Below are 19,310 nucleotides of genomic sequence, written 5' to 3'. Positions count from 1 at the left end.
GCCAAAATGCCACCCAACACTTCATCCCGGATGCGTCATGTCCTCCGGCCGCACCAGCCGGTCGTAATCGGCCTCGCTGACCAGACCGGTGGCCAAGGCTTCCTCGCGCAGCGTGGTGCCGTTCTTGTGCGCGGTCTTGGCGATCTTGGCGGCATTGTCATAGCCGATGGTGGGGGCCAGCGCCGTCACCAGCATCAGCGAACGCTCGAGCGCCGCCTTGATGTTGTCTTCCCGCGCCTCGATGCCGACCACGCAATTGTCGGTGAAGGAGACCGAGGCGTCGGCGAGCAATTGCACCGACTGCAGGAAGTTGTAGGCCATCAGCGGGTTGTAGACATTGAGCTCGAAATGGCCCTGGCTGCCGGCGAAGGTGAGCGCGGCATTGTTGCCGAACACCTGCACGCAGACCTGCGTCAGCGCCTCGCACTGGGTCGGGTTGACCTTGCCGGGCATGATCGACGAGCCCGGCTCGTTTTCCGGCAGCGACAGCTCGCCGAGGCCGGAGCGCGGGCCGGAGCCGAGGAAGCGGATATCGTTGGCGATCTTGAACAGCGCGGCGGCCGCCGCGTTGATCGCGCCATGCGAGAAGACCATGGAGTCATGCGCGGCCAGCGCTTCGAACTTGTTCGGCGCGGTGACGAAAGAAATGCCGGTGATGGAAGCGATGCGGTCCGCCACCTTCTCGGCAAAGCCGACCGGCGCATTGAGGCCAGTACCGACAGCGGTGCCGCCTTGCGCCAGTTCTTGCAGGCCGGGCAGCGTCTGCTCGATGCGCTTGATCGACGAGGCGACCTGTGCGGCATAGCCGGAAAATTCCTGGCCGAGGGTCAGCGGCGTGGCGTCCTGCGTATGGGTGCGGCCGATCTTGATGATGTGGTTGAAGGCGCGGGCTTTGGCGCCGAGCGCCTTATGCAGATGATGCAGCGCCGGAATGAGGTCGTGCACGATGCGCTCGGCGCAGGCGATGTGCATGGCCGTCGGATAGGTGTCGTTCGACGACTGGCTCATATTGACGTGGTCGTTCGGGTGCACCGGCGTCTTCGAGCCCATGACGCCACCAAGCATCTCGATCGCCCGGTTGGAGATCACCTCGTTGGCGTTCATGTTGGACTGCGTGCCGGAGCCCGTCTGCCAGACCACCAGCGGGAAATGGTCGTTGAGCCTGCCGTCGATGACTTCCTGCGCGGCTTCCACGATCGCCTTGCCGACGGCCGGATCCAGCCGCTTCATCTCCATGTTCACTTCGGCCGCCGCGCGCTTGATGACGCCGAGTGCCCGCACGATCGAGGCCGGCTGCTTTTCCCAACCGATCTTGAAATTGCCCAGCGAACGCTGCGCCTGCGCGCCCCAATAGCGGTCGGCCGCAACCTCTATGGGACCGAACGTATCGGTTTCGGTTCTGGTCTTTTGAGCGCTCACGGGAAATCTCCGGTCTGTCAGTTTGGGCAACGGCGTATCGCGTTGCACAAACGGCAGCAAGCGGAGATTGCGAGGGAGAGGGATGCAAATCGGTTTGAAATGGCGCCTCTTCCTTCTCCCCTTGTGGCGGGGCGGTGGTGACGGCCAATCTCCCCCCTTGTGGGGGAGATGCCCGGCAGGGCAGAGGGGGGCGCGAAGGAACGCAACCTTTCAGTAGAGCCTGTTCACAACCAAGGCCATAAGTACGCAGTAGAAATACGGATAAGCCGGCGGGACAGCGCCCCCCTCTGTCCTGCCGGACATCTCCCCCACAAGTGGGGAGATTAGCTACCCATCGGCGGCCCCAGAATATCGATCCCATTCTCCGCGCACATCCTCGTCAGCGCCGCGATCATCTCGGGCGTCGGCTCCGCCGGCGGCGGCAGGTCCAGCCGCTCTGCCGGCCGGCTTGCCTGGCGAACCATCGTCTCGAAATCCGAGCCGCGCGTGACGGTAAGCGTATGCGCGCCTTCCGGGGATTCGACCTTGAACGTGTGCGGCAGGCCTTTCGGCGCAATGACGGTCTCGCCGGAGCCGACGATCCGCTCATGGCCGTTGATCTGGAACCGCATCCGTCCCTCGATGACGTGAAAAATCTCATCCTCGTTCCGGTGCACATGCAGCGGCGGAGAATCGCCATAAGGCAGGCGGTGCTCGATGACGCAGATGCCGTCCTCGCCGTCGGCCGAGGAGACCTGGATGGCGACGAGCGTGTTGTTGAACCAAAGGAGTTCCTTGCCTGCGATGGCGCTGTTGATCATTGTCATGGCTGCTCTTTCCTTTGTCGGGCCGGCGAAGCGGCGTCGACGCGACCTAACCAAGGACGGGCGGGCGATGGAAATCGAATGATCGTATGGGGCGAATTGATGCGATGAATTTGAACGCGCTGGATCTCAACCTGGTGAGAGTCCTCGACGCGCTGTTGCGCGAGAAGAGCGTGACGCGCGCCGGCGAGCAGATCGGCCTCAGCCAGCCAGCCGTGAGCGCGGCGCTCAACCGCCTGCGTCATGCGCTCAACGACCAGCTTTTTGTCCGGCGCGGCAACGACATGGTGCCGACGCCGCGCGCCGAAAGCCTGGCGGAGCCGGTGCGCGCGGCGCTGCGCGAGATCGAGCGCGCCTTCCAGCCCACGACGGACTTCGATCCGGCGACACTCGAACGGACCTTCACCTTCATGGGCGCGGATTTCTTCTCCCTGCTCCTGATGCCGCCCTTTGCCGCACGCATCGCGGCGATGGCGCCCCGCGTCTCGTTCCGCTTCCTCGATAGCGCCATCGGCGATGTCTCCAGGCTGCTGCAGGAAGATCAGATCGATGTGGCGCTGGAGCGTCCGCTGGAGGTCGCTGAATGGGTCTCCAGCGTGCCGCTGTTCGGCTCGCCCTTCGCCATCATCGCGGCGAAAGACAATCTCGCGCTACGCCAGGCGGGCATCGGCGAGGGCGAGCAGGTGCCCCTCGATCTCTTCTGCGAACTGCCGCATGCGCTGCGCTCCATCGATGGCTCGATGTCGGGCTTCACCGACGACGCGCTGGGCAGGATGGGCCGGGCGCGCCGGGTCACGCTCGCCCTGCCGCATTTCCAGGCCGTCGCGCTGGCGGTGGCGAGCGGACCTTATCTGGCCGCCGTCCCAAGGCAGTTCGCGACGGCAGCCGCAAAATCCTTGCCGATCGGCATTTATCAAGCGCCGATCTCGATTCCTTCGCCCGCGGTCAGGATGTACTGGCACGCCCGCCGCGACGACGAGCCGCCGCATCGCTGGGTCCGTGAGCAGATCCTCGCCGAGGTCGAGGCGCTTGGGTTCAAGGAGTGGGCCGACGTCGAAAGCGTCGATTGAGGACTGAGCCCGGTATGAAACTTATCCGGCCGAGGCCAGGCCGACAGCTGATTGCTGGCGCATGGCGAGGCGGCCGGTGACATAGTCCTTGACCTGGCGGACCGCCTGATCGCGCGTGACACTGCCCGGCTGCAGGCCGAGCCGCAGCCACAGCCCGTCGATCAGCGCGGTGACGCCGAGTACGATCTCGTCGGCCACTTCCGGTGTTGCGACGCCGCGCAGGCCGGACAACAGGTTGGAGCGCATGCGCGCGTGGATGACCTTCTGGATGCGCGCCAGCTTCTCGTCGCGTGGCACCTCGGCGCAGAGCGAAAGCCAGGCATGGCAGAGCGGCGGCCGGAACAGATGTTTCTCGAAATTGCCCTCGATCACGGCGTCCAGCCGCTCCATCGGCGTTCGCGTTCGCCGAAGCCGGGCAATCACCGCGTGGCAGAGCACGGCGTTCGCCTCGCGCATCGCGTGCTCGAACAGCTCCTGCTTGTTGCGGAAGTAATGCAGCACGATGCCTTTCGACGCGCCGGCCTGCGCTGCCACCTTTTCCAGCGTCGCGCCGGCAATGCCTTCGCGCTCCAGCACCGCGAAGGCCGCCTGCCGCAACTCCTTGCGGCGTATGTCGCTGAGACGCGTGAGCTTCACCGGATCGATCCATGCATCGCGAATCCATGTTGACATTTTCGTCCGCTCAGATCAACAATTGACCAATGGGACAATAACATAACCAAATGGTCAATATGAGGAGGACTGGAATGTTGCGTATGCTTGCGAAAGGCGTTTGTCTCGCTGCCCTGATGCTGACCGCTCAAACGGCTTATGCGGCCGAGGCGGGTCAGTGTAGGGCGGTCCGCATGGCGGAGCCCGGCTGGAACGATCTCGCCTTCACCACGGGCGTGGCCAAGGTGCTACTCCAAGCGCTGGGCTACGAGCCGCAGAGCGAGGTGCTCGGCATCAACGTCATCTACGAAGGCATGAAGAACAAGGATCTTGACCTGTTCCTCGGCTACTGGGACCCGGCGATGGTCACCTACTATGAGCCCTACAAGAAGGACGGCTCGATCGAGAATGTGCGTGTCAATCTGGTCGGCGCCAAATACACCTTCGCCGTGCCGACCTATGTTTGGGAGGTCGGTGTCAAGGACCTCTCCGACCTGCATAAGTTCGCCGACAGGTTCGGCAAGAAGATGTACGGCATCGAGCCCGGATCCAACCAGCTGATGATGGACGCCATCGCCGATCCCAAGTTCGGCCTCGACGGCTGGCAAGTGGTCGAGTCGAGCGAAGCCGGCATGCTTTCGGAGGTCGGCTACGAGATCAAGGAGAAGCAGTTCATCGTCTTCCAGGGCTGGGCGCCGCATCCCATGAACACGATGTACGAGTTCAAGTACCTGACCGGCGGCGACAAGTTCTTCGGCCCGAATTTCGGCGCCGCCACAGTGACGACGCAGGTGCGCAAAGGTTTTCTGCAGGAATGCCCCAACGTCGCGCAGTTCCTCAAGAACCTCGCCTTCGACATCGACATGGAGAATGTCGGCATGGGCTACCTCATCAATGACGGCATGAAGCCGGAGGAAGGCGCCCTGAAGTCGATCACGCTGAATAAGGACCGGCTCGACGCCTGGCTTGCCGGCGTCACCACCTTTGACGGCAAGCCCGGCCTTGCCGCGGTCAAGGAGAAGCTCGGGCTGTGACGTCGGCGGCTTTGGACCTGGCGGAGCAGGATGCTCAGGCGGCCGAACAGGACGCGTGGGCTGGCCGCAAGCGGTTCGCCGATGTCGGCGGTCTTGACCTCGCCTATATCGAGGTCGCCGGGTCGGAACCGCCGCTCGTCATGGTGCACGGATTCACCGACACCAGCCGTAGCTTTTCGCTGCTGGCGCCGCGTCTCGCCGGTCCGCGGCTGATCATGCCGGACCTGCGCGGCCATGGCGCATCGCCGGCGGGTGAGGGCTGCACTGTCGCCGATTTCGCCGGGGACATTGCCGGATTGATCCGCGGCCTGCGGCTGGATCGGCCGGTTGTCGTCGGCCATTCGCTTGGCGCCATGGTGTCGATCGCACTGGCCGCGCGTCATCCGGAATTGATCGGCGGGCTGGTTGTCGTCGCCGGCACGCTGAAACCCGATTTTCCGCCGGACCATCCGCTGGTGGCCGGCGTGGTGGCGCTGCGCGACCCGATTTCACCCGCCGATCCCTTCTACAACTGGTGGCATGCCTGCGGACCGGGCGTGCCGCTGGCTTTTCTTTCCGGCCTGGCGGACGACGCTTCGGCGATACCGGCGGTGCGCTGGCGCGCCATTCTCGAAGAAATCCGGCGGACTGATCTGACCGCCGCGGCCAAGGCCGTACGGGCCAAGACGCTGATCATTGCCGGCGGGCGCGATCCGCTTTTCGGCGCGGCGCACCAGCAGGCCCTGGCTCAGGCGCTGGCCGGCTCACGTCTGGCGTGGGCGCAGGACTGCGGTCACAACCCGCACTGGGAGGATCCGGTTTTTGTCGCCGAGGCGATCGCCAGGACGTTTCAGAGCGCGGAACCGTGATTATTCAACCGCGATCGGACCGTAGGCGTCAGGCGCAATGTCGCGGCCGGCTTTGTGCGATCGGCCTGCGTGGTTTCGCGCCAAGCAGCGAGGGCGGCGCTGTAATGGGCATGGGCGGTTTCGTCGTGGAAGCCGGTGACGGCGATGAAGACGTTCTCGCCGGCGCGCACAGGCAACCGCAGAAAGGTGTTTTCGGCATGCTCGCTGACGAAGGCGCCGAGCAGGCGTGCGTCGTTTGCCGCGAGCTGCGGAACCGCCTCGGCCCGGAAGCGCTCGGCAAAGCCAGCCTCCGTTCCTGGTCGCAAATGGTGAATCGCTATCTCAACAATACCGCCTAGGCGGCTGTCCTGAATTGGCTTTTCGGCTTCGGCCACAGTCGGCCGATGCGGCCCCGACAGGTCGAAGCCCGCGCTCGGCCAGGCGGGCTTCAGAAGCAGCACGTCGTCGGAATCGATCATCGTCGCATTGGCGGCGTCGCGATGCTTGGCCCAGACCGGCCCGTCATAGAAGGCGGTCAGCGCGTCCTTTCTGGATTCCATGTCCGCGAAGCCACGCAGCCAGACGAACATGTCGGGGCGGTCGAGGTCGCGAAACTGGCCGATGACGGTCATGCCGGTCGCCTCCTGCGTCTCGACGAACTCCCGGTCGAACAGCGCGATCAGCGTTTCGCGCTGGCCGGGCTTCAGCGTGTATTGCCGGAGTTCCACGACAGGCGAGGCAAGGCGGAGGGAGGTTTCGTTTCGAGCAAGTTGCATCATTGGCTCCAAAACAGGGTAAGTGTCCTGTTTGTAAAAACAAACCGGTTGTCCTGTTTTGTCAATCTGATATCGTCACGGAATGTCAGGAGAGATTGCAGCGCCGCCGCGATCGCGGCGCAAAAAGCGCACCAACGATCCGGAAGGCATGCGCCGCCGTGTGCTCGACGTGGCGGAGGACTCCTTCCAGTCGCGCGGCTATCACGCTTCGAGCCTCGGCGATTTGATGGCGGCCGCCGGCGTCACCGGCGGCGCGCTGCATCACCATTTCCCGACCAAGAAGGCGCTGGCGCTGGCGGTGATCGAGGAGCGCGTGGCGGCAGCTGTAGAGGAAACCTGGATAACCCCGGTGCGGGCGGCGCCTTCGGCGCGCGAGGGCGTTCGCGCCGTGTTCGAGGCGGTGGCGGTGGAACTGGAGCAGCAGGGCTATGTGCGCGGCTGCCCCCTCAACAATTTAGCGCATGAGTTGTCGTTGGCAGACGACGAATTCCGTGCGGCGCTGGCCAGCATCTTCGCCGGCTGGCGGCAGGCAATCGCCGACAAGGTGCGGGACGATCAGGAAGCCGGCGGGGAGGGCGGCACAGATCCCGACCGCTTCGCGGCGCTCGCGGTGGCGGCCTATTCCGGCGCTATGTCGATGGCCAAGACGGCCCAGGATGCTGGCGTGTTGCGGGAGTGCTTGAAGGGGTTGGAGAGGCTCTAGCAAACGCCTCATTCCTTCGCGCCCCCCTCTGTCCTGCCGGACATCTCCCCCACAAGGGGGGAGATCAGATGTCGCGCTGGCTTTCGCCAATCACCAACGTTGCGGGATCGTCGCCTTCGGCGAAGCTGCCAATCTCCCCCAAGTGGGGGAGATGTCCGGCAGGACAGAGGGGGGCGCTGTCCCGCCAGCGTCTCCGTCTTCGCTCACAGCAGCCTCACTCCCTCAACGGCTTGATCGTCTCGAACCCCACCTCGCTCTGCGCGCTCGTCCCCTCATCATACCGCCGTGCCAGCACCGCCTGTAGATCCGGCGAATACAGCGCGATGAAAGTGTCGATCACCGCGCCGGACTCGCCGGTAAGCGTCTCGCTCACCGCCAGCACGTTGTATTTGCAGTCGCCGAGCTTGTAGGTCTCCTTGCCTTTGACGGCGAGCGCCAGCGTTTCGGTGCCCTTCGGCGCTTTCTTGGTCGACAGCCGCACGAATTCGGTCTTGCTCTTGGCGCCGGCCTTCAGCGGGAACAGCTTCTTGATGTCACCGAGCGGGATCATCGACAGCCGGCCGGTATCGCTGTCGCGAAAGACCTCGATCAGCCCGGCGTATAGATACTGCGTCTGCGGTGTTTGCGACTGGTAGTTGTTGGCGACCGCGACCATGCCGCCGGGCGCCGGCCGGAACTCGCTGCGGATACCGGGCTTCTCCAGCACGAAACCGGCCTTGGCGGACTTGGCGTCGACACAGTCTGCGGCGTGCGCCGGGCCGGCAAGTGCCAGCGTGGCGAGCGTCATGCTGATCGTCGTGGCTTTCATCGCGTCCTCCCCGGATGCATCTGCAAGCAATGCCAGACCGGGGCAGCGCTGTCGACCTGGAGCGGTTCAGTTTTGATTTCTCCGGAAAGGCTCTCTGAACTCAAAAAAGCGCAAAAAGCAGCATAAATCGATGAAGAAAATCCAATCGTCCATGGTAGGACGTTTCATCGCCCCATGCTAATTCGTTCAGATGATTTTTCTGACCTTATCCTTTGCAGCAGTCGCCATCCCGTATGGTCTTGAGCGACTATTTTGTGCGAGAAAGTTTGGATTCTTTGCAGCTCTATTCTGGCTGTTTGTCTTTCAAACTGGCGTTTTGTACGGCGGTGGGATCATCCTCGAAAATAACATAGGCCAATCATTACCCAACTGGGTGAAATCCATCAGCTCTACGATTGGCGCATTCGCCTACCTGACGATCGGCATGACGCCACTCGCAGCCGTCATAGCCGCAGTGGGGTTCGGGACAGTGATCGCAACCAGGTGGTTCTTGAGAAAGCTCGAGGAAAATTCAGACTGACGGAATTTTTCCGGCGGGGCGACAAACTGGACGAAGCCTAATCGGCGATGTTCAATCGCGCGACGATGAATCGCCGATCGCCAGCATCTGTTTCTCGCCGCGCTTTCCTCAAGCGGATGGGAGGCCTCGCCGCGGCCTGCACTTTGCCGCGCGCCGCTTTCGCCCAGACCGGCCGGCGTATCCAGCCGATCGACGCCACCTTCCTGTTCATCGCTGACATCCATGCCTGCCGCATGGCACGCAAGCTGAGCCCCCATTGCGAACAGGAAGGCAAGACCGATGCAGCCTTGCTGCGCAATGTGGCGGCCTTGAACGGGATTTCGGACAAGGAATGGCCGGTCGAGATCAACGGTGTCGCCACCGGCCTGCATTCGGCCGGCACGCGCATCGACACGCCGCTTGGCCTCGTCACCGGCGGCGATATCACCGACGATGGTGGCGGCCAGGTCACAGAGCCCAGCGAAGGCACGCAGCTTCTGCAATTCAGCCAGCGTTATCAGCAGGGCGTCGGGCCGGACCGCATTCACATTCCCGTCTATGTCGGGCTCGGCAATCACGATCTCGACCAGAACGGCTCGCCGCCGCATGTCGACTGGTATCGCCGCGAACTGCGCGACTATGTCGAGGTCAATCATCGCCCCGGCGTGTTCTTCAAGCCGCCGGTGCCGGCGACCGACTACGATGTCGATACCGACTGCTATTCCTGGGACTGGGGCGGCCTGCATCTTGTCCAGACGCACCGCTTCGCCGGCGACACCGGCCATGGCGCGATAAGCGGCCTGCCTTGGCTGAAGCAGGACCTGGCCACTTATGCCGCCGACGGCCGCCCGGTGATCCTGTTCCAGCATTATGGCTGGGATACCTTCTCGATCGAGCGCTGGGACCCGGCAAAACGCGCCTATGACGACGAAGGCGCCGGCCGGCCGCATTGGTGGAGCGAAGCCGACCGCCAGGCGCTGGTCGCCGCGCTGAAGGGCTACAATGTGATCGCGATCTTCCATGGCCACCAGCACGAAGTGCCGATGATCTACCAACGCGACGGGCTCGACCTCATCAAGCCGAAGGCCGCCTATATCGGCGGCTTCGCGCTGGCGCGGGTGACCGATGACAACCTCGATGTCGTGCTGGGCGAGGCGACCGGCGACCATGGCGAGGTCGTCTTCACCAACGCTTTCACCAAGGCTTTTGAGACATGACCGCGAAGGTCTGATTCACATAACCTTTTTGATGGTGGCCTTCATGTCGCCACAGGCCTTCTGCACCTTGCCCGCGGCCTTCTCCGCCATGCCGCTGATTTGCATCCGGCGGTTTCCCGTGGCCTTGCCCACGGCTTGCAGGACCGAGCCCTTGATCTGCCTGGCCAGGCCAGCAATCTGGTCAATGTTCACCATCTCCGCATCTCCCGGAGATTCAATCGCCAGAGAAACGGGCAGGTGGGCTTCCGGGTTCCGTGCGGCCATGGCGATGCGGTGCTGGCGACCCCGGCGATGCGGCACTGGTACGCCGAAGCCGCCAAGGAACCATGGCCGCACGAACAGGATTGAAGCAATTCCGGGAAAAGTGTGAGGCGGTCCGGAATTGCGCCAACTGCTCTGATGGCGGGGCTTCCAGAATGCCTCGCGCGGCCTATGTGAGGCTGCGGGCCGGGTTCCTGGAGATTTCCTCATGACATCGGCTAATTCCCTACTCGCCGGCAAGGTCGCGCTCGTCACCGGCGCCTCGTCCGGCATCGGCGAGGCGACCGCGGCCGCGCTTGCCGCCGCCGGAGCTAAGGTGGCCGTCGCCGCCCGCCGCATCGATCGCCTCGCGACGCTCGCCAGCCGCATCGAAAAAGCCGGCGGCACATCACTCGCCATCGAAGCCGACATCGCCAAGGGCAGCGACATCACCGCCATGGTCGACAAGGTCGTTTCCGAATGGGACCGGCTCGACATCCTCGTCAACAATGCCGGCGTCATGCTGCTTGCGCCCGCGGCCGAAGCCGACCTCGACGACTGGCGGCGCATGATCGAGCTCAACCTGGTTGGCCTGATGGGAACCACCAAGGCGGCGCTGCCGCATCTCAAGGCTTCCCAGGGCCACATCGTCAACGTCTCCTCGGTGGCCGGCCGCGTCGCCAATCCCGGCGCCAGCGGCTACGCGGCGACCAAGTTCGGCGTCGTCGCCTTCTCGGAGTCGCTGCGCCGCGAGGTCTATGCTGACAAGGTGCGCGTCACCGTCATCGAGCCCGGCCTGGTGCGGACCGAACTCGGCGACCACATCACCAACCAGGAATTCAAGGCCGGGCTCGAACACCGCCTCGCCACCATGGAAGCGCTGACCGCCGAGGATATCGCCAACGCCATCCTCTACGCCGTCAGCCAGCCGCCGCGCGTCAACATCAACGAGATCCTCATCCGCCCGACCGACCAGGAGCGCTGAGCCACACCAGCGAACCCGGTCGATGAGAATTGACCGGTACCGCATTTCGGCATAATACGTAACCAGATGGATACATATTATGCCGCAGGCTGATCCCGACTGTTCCGTCTTTCGCGCCATCGCCGATCCGACGCGGCGCGCCATCCTCGACCGGCTGCGGCAAGGGCCGGCGCCGGTCAACGAGCTGGCCTCGGCCTTCTCGCAGAGCCGTCCGGCGATTTCCAAGCATCTGAGGATCCTTCGCGAGCTCAATGTCGTCTCCGAGCAGCGCCAGGGCCGCGAGCGCGTCTACCGGCTGGAGCCGGCCGAATTGAAGGGCGTCGCGGACTGGATCCTGCCTTACCGCGACTTCTGGCAGCAAAGCCTCGGTAATCTGAAATCCTATCTGGAGAACGCCAATCCGGAGGATAACTAATGGCCAGCAATGACAAACCGCGTGCCATCGCCGACGTTTCGGCCGGCACCATCCTTGCCACGGTGACGATCGCCGTGCCGCCGCAGCGCGTCTTCCACGCCATCACCGCCGGGGACCAGATCCCGCTCTGGTGGGGCGCGGACAACATGTACCGGACGACAAGGCACACGGCCGATGTCCGGCCTGGCGGCGCCTGCCGCCCGGAAGGCAAGGGCGCCGACGGCAGCGACTTCCATGTCGGCGGCGAGTATCTCGAGGTCGAGCCGCCGCATCGCCTGGTGATGACCTGGATAGCGCCGTGGGACGGCGATCATGTCACCACGGTTACCTATACGCTGGAAGCGGTGGAGAACGGCACGCGGCTGACGCTGCGCCATGACGGCTTCGGCGCGCGCAGCGACTCCTGCCGCGACCATGTTTCCGGCTGGGAGCGCGTGCTTGGCTGGCTCGACGACTTCCTCGCCAAGGAGGCCGGCAGCAAGGCGCCGACCGTTTTCCATTGCCGGTTGATCCCGCCGCGGCCGGATTTCGCCTTCACCCTGACGGAAGAGGAGCGGGCGCTGATGAATGCGCATGCCGACTATCTGCGTGGCCTGCTTCACGATGGCACGATGATGCTGGCGGGTCCCGTCGCCGATCCCGCCGGGCCTTGGGGGCTTCTGATCCTGCGCGTTGGTAGCGAGGCCGAGGCCAGGGCCGTGACCGACGGCGATCCGGTGGCGCGTTCGGGCCGCGGCTTCCGCTATGAAATCCTGCCGATGTTGAGCACGATCATGTGAGGCCCAATGAAAAACGCCTCTCGCGCTTTTTACGGCGCGGGAGGCGCTTTTGCCGTCAACCTTTCTCGATTGCTCTTGAACTGCTGACGACAAGAAGAAACCCGTAGCCAGCGAAAAGGTTCCCGGCAAAATAAAAAAATCTTGTTCGGCCGGGACGGGCGCTTTCGCCGGCTCTGTGCTAGAGCCGCTGCCAGCATGAGGACCGCCTTGCCGCACGACCGATCCTTCCTGATCCTGACCGACGCATTGGCCGCCTTCGACTGCCAGAGCTGCGGCGCCTGCTGCGCCTATTCGGCGGACTGGCCGCGCTTCTCGACCGAGGAGGATGCGGAGCTCGACCGCATCCCGGAAGAACTCGTCGCCGCCGATCAGTCCGGCATGCGCTGCGAGGGCGGCCGTTGCTCGGCACTTCGCGGCGAGGTGGGCAAGGGGACGGCCTGCGCAATCTACGATATCCGCCCGCATGTCTGCCGCGCCTGCATGCCCGGCGGCGACGACTGCCTGATGGCAAGGGAGATGTATGGGCTGGCAGTGGAGAGCGTAATCTCCCCCCTTGTGGGGGAGATGCCCGGCAGGGCAGAGGGGGGCGCTGTCCCGCCGGCGTCTCTGTCGATTTTCACTTCGGGACGCTATCTCGTTTCTAAAGATCGGACAGACTGAGAGGCCGCATTCCTTCGCGCCCCCCTCTGGCCTGCCGGCCATCTCCCCCACAAGGGGGGAGATCACTTTCTCCACCGCTTGCCCACTCTCACACCTCCCGGTACGTTGCCGCGCGGGCAGGGCCGTGGAGGAAACCGTGAGCATCGAATTCCTGTTGACGTCGCTGATTATCGTCGCTTCGCCGGGCACCGGCGTTCTCTACACGCTGAGCGCCGGCCTCTCGCGCGGCGCGCGCGCCTCGATCATCGCCGCTTTCGCCTGCACGCTGGGCATCATCCCGCACATGGCCGCCGCCATCACAGGCCTTGCCGCCATCCTGCACACCAGCGCGGTTGCCTTCGAGACGCTGAAGTATCTCGGCGTCGCCTATCTGCTCTACATGGCCTGGAACACGTTGAAGGAGAAGGGCGGGTTGAGTGTCGATGAAAATGCCGCGCCGCGCTCGGCCGCCAGGATCATCACCTCCGGCATCCTGATCAACATCCTCAACCCAAAACTGTCGATCTTCTTCTTTGCCTTCCTGCCGCAATTCGTCAGCACCGGCGAGCCGCACGCGTTTGGCAAGATGCTGGAGCTCTCCGGCGTCTTCATGCTGATGACCTTCGTCGTCTTCGCGGTCTACGGCGTGTTCGCGGCCTCGGTGCGCAGCCACATCGTGTCGCGGCCGATGGTGTTGACCTGGATGCGCCGCACCTTCGCCGGCGCCTTCGTCATGCTCGGCGCTAAGCTGGCGCTGGCGGATCGCTAGCTCGCCGCAACCTCGATCGGTTCGTTAGGCCGGCCCGCCTTCGGTTTCGGAAGCCTCGCTTCCGGAACCGGATGCAGCCCGAATGCCAAGACGCCAGGCCGAAGGCGGCACGCCGATCATCTTCTTGAAGGCACGGCTGAATGCCGCTTCGGATTCGTAGCCGATTTCCGCCGCGATGTTCGCAACGTTGCTGTTGCCGGCGCTGAGCAACTCCGAAGCAATCTGCATCCGCCATTTGGCGAGATAGTGCATCGGCGGCATGCCGACGAGCCTGGTGAAGCGCTCGGCAAGCACGGTGCGCGACAGCGCGGATTCTTTCGCCAGCGCTTCCAGGGTCCAACCGTGAGCCGGCCGATCGTGGATCAGCGCCAGCGCCTTGCTCAGATGCGGATCGCGCAGGCCCGCTAGCCAGCCGGTCTGTTGCGGCGGCAGCGATTCCACATAGCGGCGCAGGACGTCGACGAACATCAATTCGCTGAGTTTGGTGAGCACCGTCTCGCTACCCGCCCGCTTCTCCGCCACCTCCGACACGGCCAGCTTGATGAACTGGCCGAGCCAGCCGCCGTCGCCTTTCACGTCTCCGGCCTTGATGACCGGCGGCAGCGCTTCGAGCAGCGGATTGAAGGGCAGGGCATCGCAGGCGAGATAGCCGCATACCAGCCGGGCCGACATCGCTCCGTCCTTGACGTAGTTGATGGGGAACGGGATTTGACTGGCGGCCGCGATCTCCAGGACATCCGCGGTCGGCGGATCGGCCCCCAGGTCGGGCGTGCTCGACATGATATGCGGATCGCTCTTGGTGAAGACCACGACCTCGCCGGCCTCCATGACGATCGCGTCTTGGCCGATGATGCGGGCGAAGCAGCGGCCGGCCGTGAGCACGTGGTAGGAAATCAGGTGATCCGCGCCCGGCAGTATCCTTGGCAGTATCGAAGCGGGGGCGGGCGAGCAGACCGCCCAGGGATCCTGGGCAGCGATGTCGAAGAACGTCGCGCCGGTAAGGCGCACCGTTTTCAACAGGTCAGACAGAGCGTCCCCGGCCATTATACCCAAGCCCCGTGAGTTGCGCGGCAACCCGGCGCGCCATCCCTTCCGAGTTCCGGACGCGCTGTCAAGTAAGGCGGACGCGCCGTCATTCCGTTCATGGCCGGAAGCTTTAAACCCCCACCGGTGCTGATCTTCGTCCCAAATCGGACGCTCAAGCGCAGTCGAACTCAACGAAGATAAGGATGTAAGTCATGACGGTACATAAGGGCGGGTGTTTTTGCGGCGCCGTGGAAATCGAAGTGCACGGAACCGCCGAGGCAATGGGCTATTGCCACTGCGGTTCCTGTCGTTCGTGGTCGGCGTCTCCCGTGAACGCCTTCACGCTGTGGAAGCCCGAAAACGTCAAGGTCACCAAGGGCGCGGAATTCCTGTCCGGCTTCAGGAAGTCGAAGATGAGCGACCGCCAGTACTGCACCAAATGCGGCGGTCACCTGATGACGGATCATCCGCCGCTTGGCCTGGTCGACGTCTATGCGGCCACCATACCGACGGTGGAATTCACGCCGAGGGTCCATGTCAACTACGCCGAGACGGTCCTGCCGATGAAGGACGGCTTGCCGAAGCTGAAGGATTTTCCGGCCGAGCTCGGCGGCTCCGGTGTGAGCCTGCCGGAGTAGTCCCCGGCGATGACAAACAACTTCCAGGAATCACATTACACGACAGGAGAATACGCATGGACATCGCGACATTTCGCGCCACGCAGGAGCCGATCAAGGATCTTTATCGCAAGGATGCGCGGGCGGCACTTCTTACGCTGAAGGCCAAGGGCAGCGCCGACGACTCCAGGGTGACCTGCAAGGTCGAGACCGGACGAGGCCTTGCGCTGGCCGGCATCCATCCGAAGGCCGGCGGCAGCGGGCAAGAGCTTTGTTCCGGCGACATGCTGCTGGAGGCGCTGATCGCCTGCGCCGGCGTCTCGATGCGGGCGGCTGCCGCCGTCCTCGAGATCCCGATCAAGTCGGCGGAAATCTCCGCCGAAGGCGATGTCGACCTTCGCGGCACGCTGGGCGTCACCGAAGGCGTGCCGGTCGGCTTCAAGGAGATCCGCTTACGCTTCGATATCGAGACGGACGCTCCGCAAAAACGACTGACGGAACTGCTGGAGCTCACCGATCGCTACTGCGTGATCTTCCAGACCATCCAGCGCAGTCCCAAGACCTTCGTGAAGCTCAACAGGGTCGCGCGCTAACCCCCGTTGTGAGACACGCTTGCTTCGTCATTGTCGTCGTATCGCGCTCAGCTGAGTTCTTGGGCGAGTCCGATGAGAAGCCCTTCAGGCCCGCGGATGTAGCAGAGCCGATACACGTCTTTATACTGGACCACTTCGCCTACGAGCTGAGCGCCGCGATTGCGGAGCCTTTCAAGCGTGTCGTCGATATCGTCGACGGCGAACATGACGCGGAGGTAGCCCAGAGCATTCACTGGAGCGTTGCGGTGATCCGCGACGGTAGGCGGCCTGAGGAAGCGGGAGAGCTCGAGCCGGCCGTGGCCGTCTGGCGTGCGCATCATGGCAATCTCGACGTGCTGATCGCCCAGTCCAGTGACACGTCCGGCCCATTCTCCTTCGATGGTGGCCTGCCCTTCGAGCTCAAGGCCGAGCTCAAGAAAGAAATCAATCGTCGCTCCGAGGTCGTCGACGACGATTCCTACGTTGTCCATCCGTTTGAGCGCCATGTGTCCAACCTCCAGGGTGTCGCCTAAAGCGCGTCGCTTTGAAACGGCTTCAGGCGACGCGCTTTAAGTCTTTGTTTCGATGCATGTCGTTGCCCCAGAACCGCTGCGCACTTCCGGGCGACGTGCATTCGTCTGACAATGGACGACTTTTGTCCGGGAGCCAAACCTTGGCGGGGGATTCCGGGTTGAGCGCGGCTTTCCGGCCAGGCCCTATCCCTTCACATAGCCCATCGCCTCGACGATCCGCCCGTCCGCGACGCGCATCAGGTTGACGCCGCGCAAAGAATTGCCGCCGGACATCCAGAAGCGCCAGCGGATCGTCGCCCGGTCACCGGCCACGAACGTCTCCTCGATATCGAAGCGCGTGCCGGGTGCGGTGGCGATCGCCGACCACAGCTCGACGCAGGCGGCCTTGCCGGCGCGGCGAGCGCCGTCCGGCGCCGGCGTCGTGTTCTCGATCACGCAGTCATCCGCCACCAGCTCGTCCAGCGCCGACGGGTCGTGACGCTGGAAGACGTCATTGTAGCGCCGCATGATCTCGGCCGTTTCGGCTGAGCGTTTGGCCGTGGCGATTTCGATGATCAATTCCTGGGTCATTGGTTTTCTCCTTCCGCTTCAGTGGTCAAATGAGGCTCGCCTTGAGCGTGATCGCGGCGACGCCGGTGAGCGCCCGCGAGACGAGGCATGTCGCCTTGGCGGCTTGTGCCAGCCGTTCGAAATCGTCCACGGCCAGCCCGGCGACGCTCGCTTCCGTCTCCAGTTCGATGCGGGTGATGGTCGGCCCGGCCGTGGTGGCGCCGAGATGCACTTTCGCGACGGTGCCGATGCGGGCGGGAGTAAAACCTTCGCGGCCGAGAATGGCGCTCAGCGCCATCGAGAAGCAGCCGGCGTGCGCCGCCGCGATCAGTTCCTCCGGATTGGTGCCCGGGCCGTTCTCGAAGCGGGACGGAAAGGAATAGGCGCCCTCGAACACGCCGCTGCCCAACCGCAGCCGGCCGGATCCTTCCTTGAGCGTGCCCTGCCATTCGGCTGAAGCGTCGCGGATTATCATTGCAGTCTCTCCCCGTTTGTTGAGTGAGTGATCAGGCGCCGTCGATGACGACCTTGCCGAAGACGTTGCCCCGCTGGAAATGACGGTAGGCGTCGCGCACCTCGGCAAAGGGGAAGACCCGGTCGATCACCGGCTTCAGCCGATGCGTGGCGACGGCGGTGAGCATCGCCTCCAGCCCCGTGCGGCTGCCGACGAAGACACGGCTGATGGTGGCGAGACTGCGCTGATAGACGGAGCCCGGGATCTCGACCGATTGGCCCTTCTGGTCCTGCACGGTGAGCAGCACGATGCGGCCGTAAAGCGAGCTGGCGATCAGCGATTGCGCGAAGGTCGCCGGGCCGCCGGTCTCGACGACGAGGTCGATGCCGCCGGTCGCCTCGCGCAGCCTCATGCCCCATTCCGGTGTCTCGGCGGTGGCGATGACGAGGTCGGCGCCGAGCGCCCGCAGCCGGTCGGCCTTCTCGGCGCGAGACGTGACGGCCGCGACGCGGCAACCGAGCATCTTGGCGAATTGCAGCGCAAACAATGCAACGCCGCCTGAGCCGATGACCAGAACCCATTGCCCGGGCTTCGGAATCTCCGCGCCCGTCAACGCGCTCCAGGCGGTGAGCCCGGCGCAGGTGAAGGTCGCCGCCTCCTGCCATGAAAGATGATCGGGCAGCCGCACCGCCCATTGCTCGTCGAGCAAGGCGTATTCCGACAGCATGCCGTCGAGCGTGCAGCCGAGCTGGTCGACCAGGCCGGGATGAATGCGGCCGTCGACCCAGCGCGCGAAATAGCTGCCGGTGACGCGGTCGCCGGCGGCAAAGCGGGTGACGCCGTCACCGATGGCCACCACTTCGCCGGCGCCGTCGCTCAGCGGAACGATTCCCGGGCGCGGCGTCAGCGGATAGGTGCCGTTCAGGATCATCGTGTCGCGGCGGTTGAGCGAGGCGGCGCGCACCCGCACCACGATCTGATGCGGGCCGGGCTGCGGCACGTCCTCCTCCCGCAACACCAGCTTCTCGATGCCGCCTTGCTCCTCGAGTCGATAGGTTTGCATTTGTTGCCTCCCAAATATGTAGACCGATTTACATATTATGTAGACCGATTGTCATATTATTGGCAAGGCCTATAATGCGCGCTCCTGACAGAGGTTGACATGGTGAGAGGTTGACGTGGCGACGGACACACGCACCCGCATGATTGAAGCGACGGCGCTGCTCATCAGGCAGCGCGGCTATCACGGCACCTCGCTCAACGACATTTTGAGCGCCAGCGGCGCGCCCCGCGGCTCGCTCTATTTCCATTTTCCTGGTGGCAAGGACCAGCTGGTCGTCGAGGTGACGCGAGACAGCGTGGCGAAGGTCACCGAGCGGCTCGGCGCCGATCTTGCCGCGGAAAACGACCCGGCCGTCGCCGTCCGCCGCATCTACCAGTCGGTGGCGCGCATGCTGGAGGAGAATGAATTCTCGCTCGGCTGCCCGATCGCGCCGGTCGTGCTGGACGGACCGAACGACGTGCCGGATCTGGCCGAAATCTGCCGCGTGGCCTTCGAGCAGTGGATCGGCCTGCTGCGCCAGGCCTTCGTCAGGGCAGGGGTGCCGGAAAAGCGCGCGCAGGCGCTGGCGCTGCTCGTCGAATCCTCGCTCGAAGGCCTGATGGTGATCGCCCGCGCCACCCGAGACCGCACGCCACTCGCTGCCGTGGCCGACGAAGTGGTGGCGCTGGTCGAGGCGGCGGTGAGTTCCGGCAAGACAGCGCAGCCGGCGCGCGAACTGCCAATCTCCCCCCAAGCGGGCAGGGGAATCGCACATGAGTAGAATTGGACTCTTGCGGCGGTTATCGAAATGGATTCTGAGGGACCTCTGGATGATCGGAGGTCGGCATGGTGTTTCTGGATGTATTTGGCGAGGTTCCGGACC

24 protein-coding genes and 2 pseudogenes are annotated in these 19,310 nt (G+C 64.1%); 15 read left to right on the top strand and 11 right to left on the bottom strand.

Annotated features, from left to right (window positions below; all coding sequences use genetic code 11):
• Positions 1-21 precede the first annotated feature (21 nt).
• Positions 22-1,419: a class II fumarate hydratase gene (fumC, locus tag AC4FWB_RS23705; protein WP_491028658.1), complete on the bottom strand. Its 1,398-nt coding sequence runs from the start codon at positions 1,417-1,419 to the stop codon at positions 22-24.
• Positions 1,420-1,742: 323 nt separating this feature from the next.
• Positions 1,743-2,225, bottom strand: a complete 483-nt coding sequence (locus AC4FWB_RS23700; protein ID WP_491028657.1) for a cupin domain-containing protein — start codon at positions 2,223-2,225, stop codon at positions 1,743-1,745.
• 104 nt (positions 2,226-2,329) lie between these two features.
• On the opposite strand from AC4FWB_RS23700, the gene AC4FWB_RS23695 reads away from it, so the two are divergent.
• Positions 2,330-3,292: a LysR family transcriptional regulator gene (locus AC4FWB_RS23695; RefSeq protein WP_491028656.1), complete on the top strand. Its 963-nt coding sequence runs from the start codon at positions 2,330-2,332 to the stop codon at positions 3,290-3,292.
• A 21-nt stretch (positions 3,293-3,313) separates the two neighbouring features.
• On the opposite strand, the gene betI is transcribed toward AC4FWB_RS23695, so the two are convergent.
• Positions 3,314-3,964, bottom strand: a complete 651-nt coding sequence (gene betI, locus AC4FWB_RS23690) for a choline-binding transcriptional repressor BetI (protein WP_491028655.1) — start codon at positions 3,962-3,964, stop codon at positions 3,314-3,316.
• 74 nt (positions 3,965-4,038) lie between these two features.
• Here betI and choX point away from each other — a divergent pair, with 74 nt between their 5' ends.
• Both choX and AC4FWB_RS23680 read left to right on the top strand, forming a co-directional pair.
• Entirely contained in the window at positions 4,039-4,977 is a 939-nt protein-coding gene (gene choX / locus AC4FWB_RS23685; protein WP_491028654.1) for a choline ABC transporter substrate-binding protein, read from the top strand.
• Positions 4,974-5,825: an alpha/beta fold hydrolase gene (locus AC4FWB_RS23680; RefSeq protein WP_491028653.1), complete on the top strand. Its 852-nt coding sequence runs from the start codon at positions 4,974-4,976 to the stop codon at positions 5,823-5,825. Before choX ends, AC4FWB_RS23680 begins: the two co-directional genes overlap by 4 nt.
• On the opposite strand, the gene AC4FWB_RS23675 is transcribed toward AC4FWB_RS23680, so the two are convergent.
• Positions 5,807-6,580: an NIPSNAP family protein gene (locus tag AC4FWB_RS23675; protein WP_491028652.1), complete on the bottom strand. Its 774-nt coding sequence runs from the start codon at positions 6,578-6,580 to the stop codon at positions 5,807-5,809. The two genes, AC4FWB_RS23680 and AC4FWB_RS23675, sit on opposite strands and share 19 nt — an antisense overlap.
• A gap of 148 nt (positions 6,581-6,728) precedes the next feature.
• Here AC4FWB_RS23675 and AC4FWB_RS23670 point away from each other — a divergent pair, with 148 nt between their 5' ends.
• Complete coding sequence (locus AC4FWB_RS23670; protein ID WP_491028758.1) at positions 6,729-7,283, top strand: LmrA/YxaF family transcription factor; 555 nt, start codon at positions 6,729-6,731, stop codon at positions 7,281-7,283.
• 214 nt (positions 7,284-7,497) lie between these two features.
• On the opposite strand, the gene AC4FWB_RS23665 is transcribed toward AC4FWB_RS23670, so the two are convergent.
• On the bottom strand, positions 7,498-8,091 hold the full coding sequence (locus tag AC4FWB_RS23665) for a hypothetical protein (protein ID WP_491028651.1): 594 nt from the start codon (positions 8,089-8,091) through the stop codon (positions 7,498-7,500).
• 190 nt (positions 8,092-8,281) lie between these two features.
• Here AC4FWB_RS23665 and AC4FWB_RS23660 point away from each other — a divergent pair, with 190 nt between their 5' ends.
• Positions 8,282-8,611, top strand: a complete 330-nt coding sequence (locus AC4FWB_RS23660) for a hypothetical protein (RefSeq protein ID WP_491028650.1) — start codon at positions 8,282-8,284, stop codon at positions 8,609-8,611.
• Positions 8,612-8,658: 47 nt separating this feature from the next.
• On the top strand, positions 8,659-9,807 hold the full coding sequence (locus AC4FWB_RS23655; protein WP_491028649.1) for a metallophosphoesterase: 1,149 nt from the start codon (positions 8,659-8,661) through the stop codon (positions 9,805-9,807).
• A gap of 15 nt (positions 9,808-9,822) precedes the next feature.
• On the opposite strand, the gene AC4FWB_RS23650 is transcribed toward AC4FWB_RS23655, so the two are convergent.
• The gene (locus tag AC4FWB_RS23650) at positions 9,823-10,002 is read right to left on the bottom strand and encodes a CsbD family protein (protein WP_491028648.1); all 180 of its coding nucleotides are present in this window, start codon (positions 10,000-10,002) and stop codon (positions 9,823-9,825) included.
• Between the two features lie 72 nt (positions 10,003-10,074).
• On the opposite strand from AC4FWB_RS23650, the pseudogene AC4FWB_RS23645 reads away from it, so the two are divergent.
• The 6 genes and pseudogenes from AC4FWB_RS23645 to AC4FWB_RS23620 all read left to right on the top strand — a co-directional run.
• A pseudogene (locus AC4FWB_RS23645) lies at positions 10,075-10,155 on the top strand (glutathione S-transferase); the annotation flags it as partial.
• Between the two features lie 121 nt (positions 10,156-10,276).
• Positions 10,277-11,032: an SDR family NAD(P)-dependent oxidoreductase gene (locus AC4FWB_RS23640; protein WP_491028647.1), complete on the top strand. Its 756-nt coding sequence runs from the start codon at positions 10,277-10,279 to the stop codon at positions 11,030-11,032.
• Positions 11,033-11,111: 79 nt separating this feature from the next.
• Positions 11,112-11,447 (top strand): ArsR/SmtB family transcription factor, encoded by a 336-nt coding sequence (locus AC4FWB_RS23635; protein WP_491028646.1) that lies wholly within the window; start codon positions 11,112-11,114, stop codon positions 11,445-11,447.
• Positions 11,447-12,226 (top strand): SRPBCC domain-containing protein, encoded by a 780-nt coding sequence (locus AC4FWB_RS23630; protein ID WP_491028645.1) that lies wholly within the window; start codon positions 11,447-11,449, stop codon positions 12,224-12,226. The genes AC4FWB_RS23635 and AC4FWB_RS23630 overlap by 1 nt, the downstream gene beginning before the upstream one ends.
• A gap of 195 nt (positions 12,227-12,421) precedes the next feature.
• A pseudogene (locus tag AC4FWB_RS23625) lies at positions 12,422-12,757 on the top strand (YkgJ family cysteine cluster protein); the annotation flags it as partial.
• A gap of 265 nt (positions 12,758-13,022) precedes the next feature.
• Positions 13,023-13,634, top strand: coding sequence for a LysE family translocator (locus tag AC4FWB_RS23620; protein WP_491028644.1), 612 nt, complete (start codon positions 13,023-13,025; stop codon positions 13,632-13,634).
• Positions 13,635-13,658: 24 nt separating this feature from the next.
• Here AC4FWB_RS23620 and AC4FWB_RS23615 read toward each other — a convergent pair whose 3' ends face one another.
• Positions 13,659-14,852: an AraC family transcriptional regulator gene (locus tag AC4FWB_RS23615; RefSeq protein WP_491028643.1), complete on the bottom strand. Its 1,194-nt coding sequence runs from the start codon at positions 14,850-14,852 to the stop codon at positions 13,659-13,661.
• Between the two features lie 20 nt (positions 14,853-14,872).
• Between AC4FWB_RS23615 and AC4FWB_RS23610 the strand changes: the two genes are divergently transcribed.
• Positions 14,873-15,298 (top strand): GFA family protein, encoded by a 426-nt coding sequence (locus AC4FWB_RS23610; RefSeq protein WP_491028642.1) that lies wholly within the window; start codon positions 14,873-14,875, stop codon positions 15,296-15,298.
• Positions 15,299-15,354: 56 nt separating this feature from the next.
• Complete coding sequence (locus tag AC4FWB_RS23605; protein WP_491028641.1) at positions 15,355-15,870, top strand: OsmC family protein; 516 nt, start codon at positions 15,355-15,357, stop codon at positions 15,868-15,870.
• A gap of 47 nt (positions 15,871-15,917) precedes the next feature.
• Here AC4FWB_RS23605 and AC4FWB_RS23600 read toward each other — a convergent pair whose 3' ends face one another.
• From AC4FWB_RS23600 to AC4FWB_RS23585, 4 genes are all read right to left on the bottom strand, one after another.
• The gene (locus tag AC4FWB_RS23600; protein WP_491028640.1) at positions 15,918-16,355 is read right to left on the bottom strand and encodes a VOC family protein; all 438 of its coding nucleotides are present in this window, start codon (positions 16,353-16,355) and stop codon (positions 15,918-15,920) included.
• 210 nt (positions 16,356-16,565) lie between these two features.
• Positions 16,566-16,952, bottom strand: coding sequence for a nuclear transport factor 2 family protein (locus AC4FWB_RS23595; protein WP_491028639.1), 387 nt, complete (start codon positions 16,950-16,952; stop codon positions 16,566-16,568).
• Between the two features lie 25 nt (positions 16,953-16,977).
• Positions 16,978-17,406: an OsmC family protein gene (locus tag AC4FWB_RS23590; RefSeq protein ID WP_491028638.1), complete on the bottom strand. Its 429-nt coding sequence runs from the start codon at positions 17,404-17,406 to the stop codon at positions 16,978-16,980.
• Between the two features lie 31 nt (positions 17,407-17,437).
• Positions 17,438-18,448 carry a zinc-dependent alcohol dehydrogenase family protein gene (locus tag AC4FWB_RS23585; RefSeq protein WP_491028637.1) on the bottom strand — a complete coding sequence of 337 codons (1,011 nt, stop codon included), beginning with the start codon at positions 18,446-18,448 and terminating at the stop codon, positions 17,438-17,440.
• 115 nt (positions 18,449-18,563) lie between these two features.
• Here AC4FWB_RS23585 and AC4FWB_RS23580 point away from each other — a divergent pair, with 115 nt between their 5' ends.
• Positions 18,564-19,208, top strand: a complete 645-nt coding sequence (locus tag AC4FWB_RS23580; RefSeq protein ID WP_491028636.1) for a TetR/AcrR family transcriptional regulator — start codon at positions 18,564-18,566, stop codon at positions 19,206-19,208.
• Positions 19,209-19,310: the final 102 nt, after the last annotated feature.

The organism is Mesorhizobium sp. LEGMi-168a (genome assembly GCF_058312955.1).
Note: the sequence above shows the minus strand (reverse complement) of the source record. Positions and strands in the feature narration are given on the sequence as shown.

Coding starts and splice junctions, on each gene's coding strand:
- AC4FWB_RS23700 (WP_491028657.1), bottom strand. CDS start 2,225: ATGACAATGATCAACAGCGCCATCGCAGGCAAGGAACTCCTTTGGTTC.
- AC4FWB_RS23695 (WP_491028656.1), top strand. CDS start 2,330: ATGAATTTGAACGCGCTGGATCTCAACCTGGTGAGAGTCCTCGACGCG.
- betI (WP_491028655.1), bottom strand. CDS start 3,964: ATGTCAACATGGATTCGCGATGCATGGATCGATCCGGTGAAGCTCACG.
- choX (WP_491028654.1), top strand. CDS start 4,039: ATGTTGCGTATGCTTGCGAAAGGCGTTTGTCTCGCTGCCCTGATGCTG.
- AC4FWB_RS23675 (WP_491028652.1), bottom strand. CDS start 6,580: ATGCAACTTGCTCGAAACGAAACCTCCCTCCGCCTTGCCTCGCCTGTC.
- AC4FWB_RS23670 (WP_491028758.1), top strand. CDS start 6,729: ATGCGCCGCCGTGTGCTCGACGTGGCGGAGGACTCCTTCCAGTCGCGC.
- AC4FWB_RS23665 (WP_491028651.1), bottom strand. CDS start 8,091: ATGAAAGCCACGACGATCAGCATGACGCTCGCCACGCTGGCACTTGCC.
- AC4FWB_RS23660 (WP_491028650.1), top strand. CDS start 8,282: ATGATTTTTCTGACCTTATCCTTTGCAGCAGTCGCCATCCCGTATGGT.
- AC4FWB_RS23655 (WP_491028649.1), top strand. CDS start 8,659: ATGTTCAATCGCGCGACGATGAATCGCCGATCGCCAGCATCTGTTTCT.
- AC4FWB_RS23650 (WP_491028648.1), bottom strand. CDS start 10,002: ATGGTGAACATTGACCAGATTGCTGGCCTGGCCAGGCAGATCAAGGGC.
- AC4FWB_RS23640 (WP_491028647.1), top strand. CDS start 10,277: ATGACATCGGCTAATTCCCTACTCGCCGGCAAGGTCGCGCTCGTCACC.
- AC4FWB_RS23635 (WP_491028646.1), top strand. CDS start 11,112: ATGCCGCAGGCTGATCCCGACTGTTCCGTCTTTCGCGCCATCGCCGAT.
- AC4FWB_RS23630 (WP_491028645.1), top strand. CDS start 11,447: ATGGCCAGCAATGACAAACCGCGTGCCATCGCCGACGTTTCGGCCGGC.
- AC4FWB_RS23610 (WP_491028642.1), top strand. CDS start 14,873: ATGACGGTACATAAGGGCGGGTGTTTTTGCGGCGCCGTGGAAATCGAA.
- AC4FWB_RS23605 (WP_491028641.1), top strand. CDS start 15,355: ATGGACATCGCGACATTTCGCGCCACGCAGGAGCCGATCAAGGATCTT.
- AC4FWB_RS23600 (WP_491028640.1), bottom strand. CDS start 16,355: ATGGCGCTCAAACGGATGGACAACGTAGGAATCGTCGTCGACGACCTC.
- AC4FWB_RS23595 (WP_491028639.1), bottom strand. CDS start 16,952: ATGACCCAGGAATTGATCATCGAAATCGCCACGGCCAAACGCTCAGCC.
- AC4FWB_RS23590 (WP_491028638.1), bottom strand. CDS start 17,406: ATGATAATCCGCGACGCTTCAGCCGAATGGCAGGGCACGCTCAAGGAA.
- AC4FWB_RS23585 (WP_491028637.1), bottom strand. CDS start 18,448: ATGCAAACCTATCGACTCGAGGAGCAAGGCGGCATCGAGAAGCTGGTG.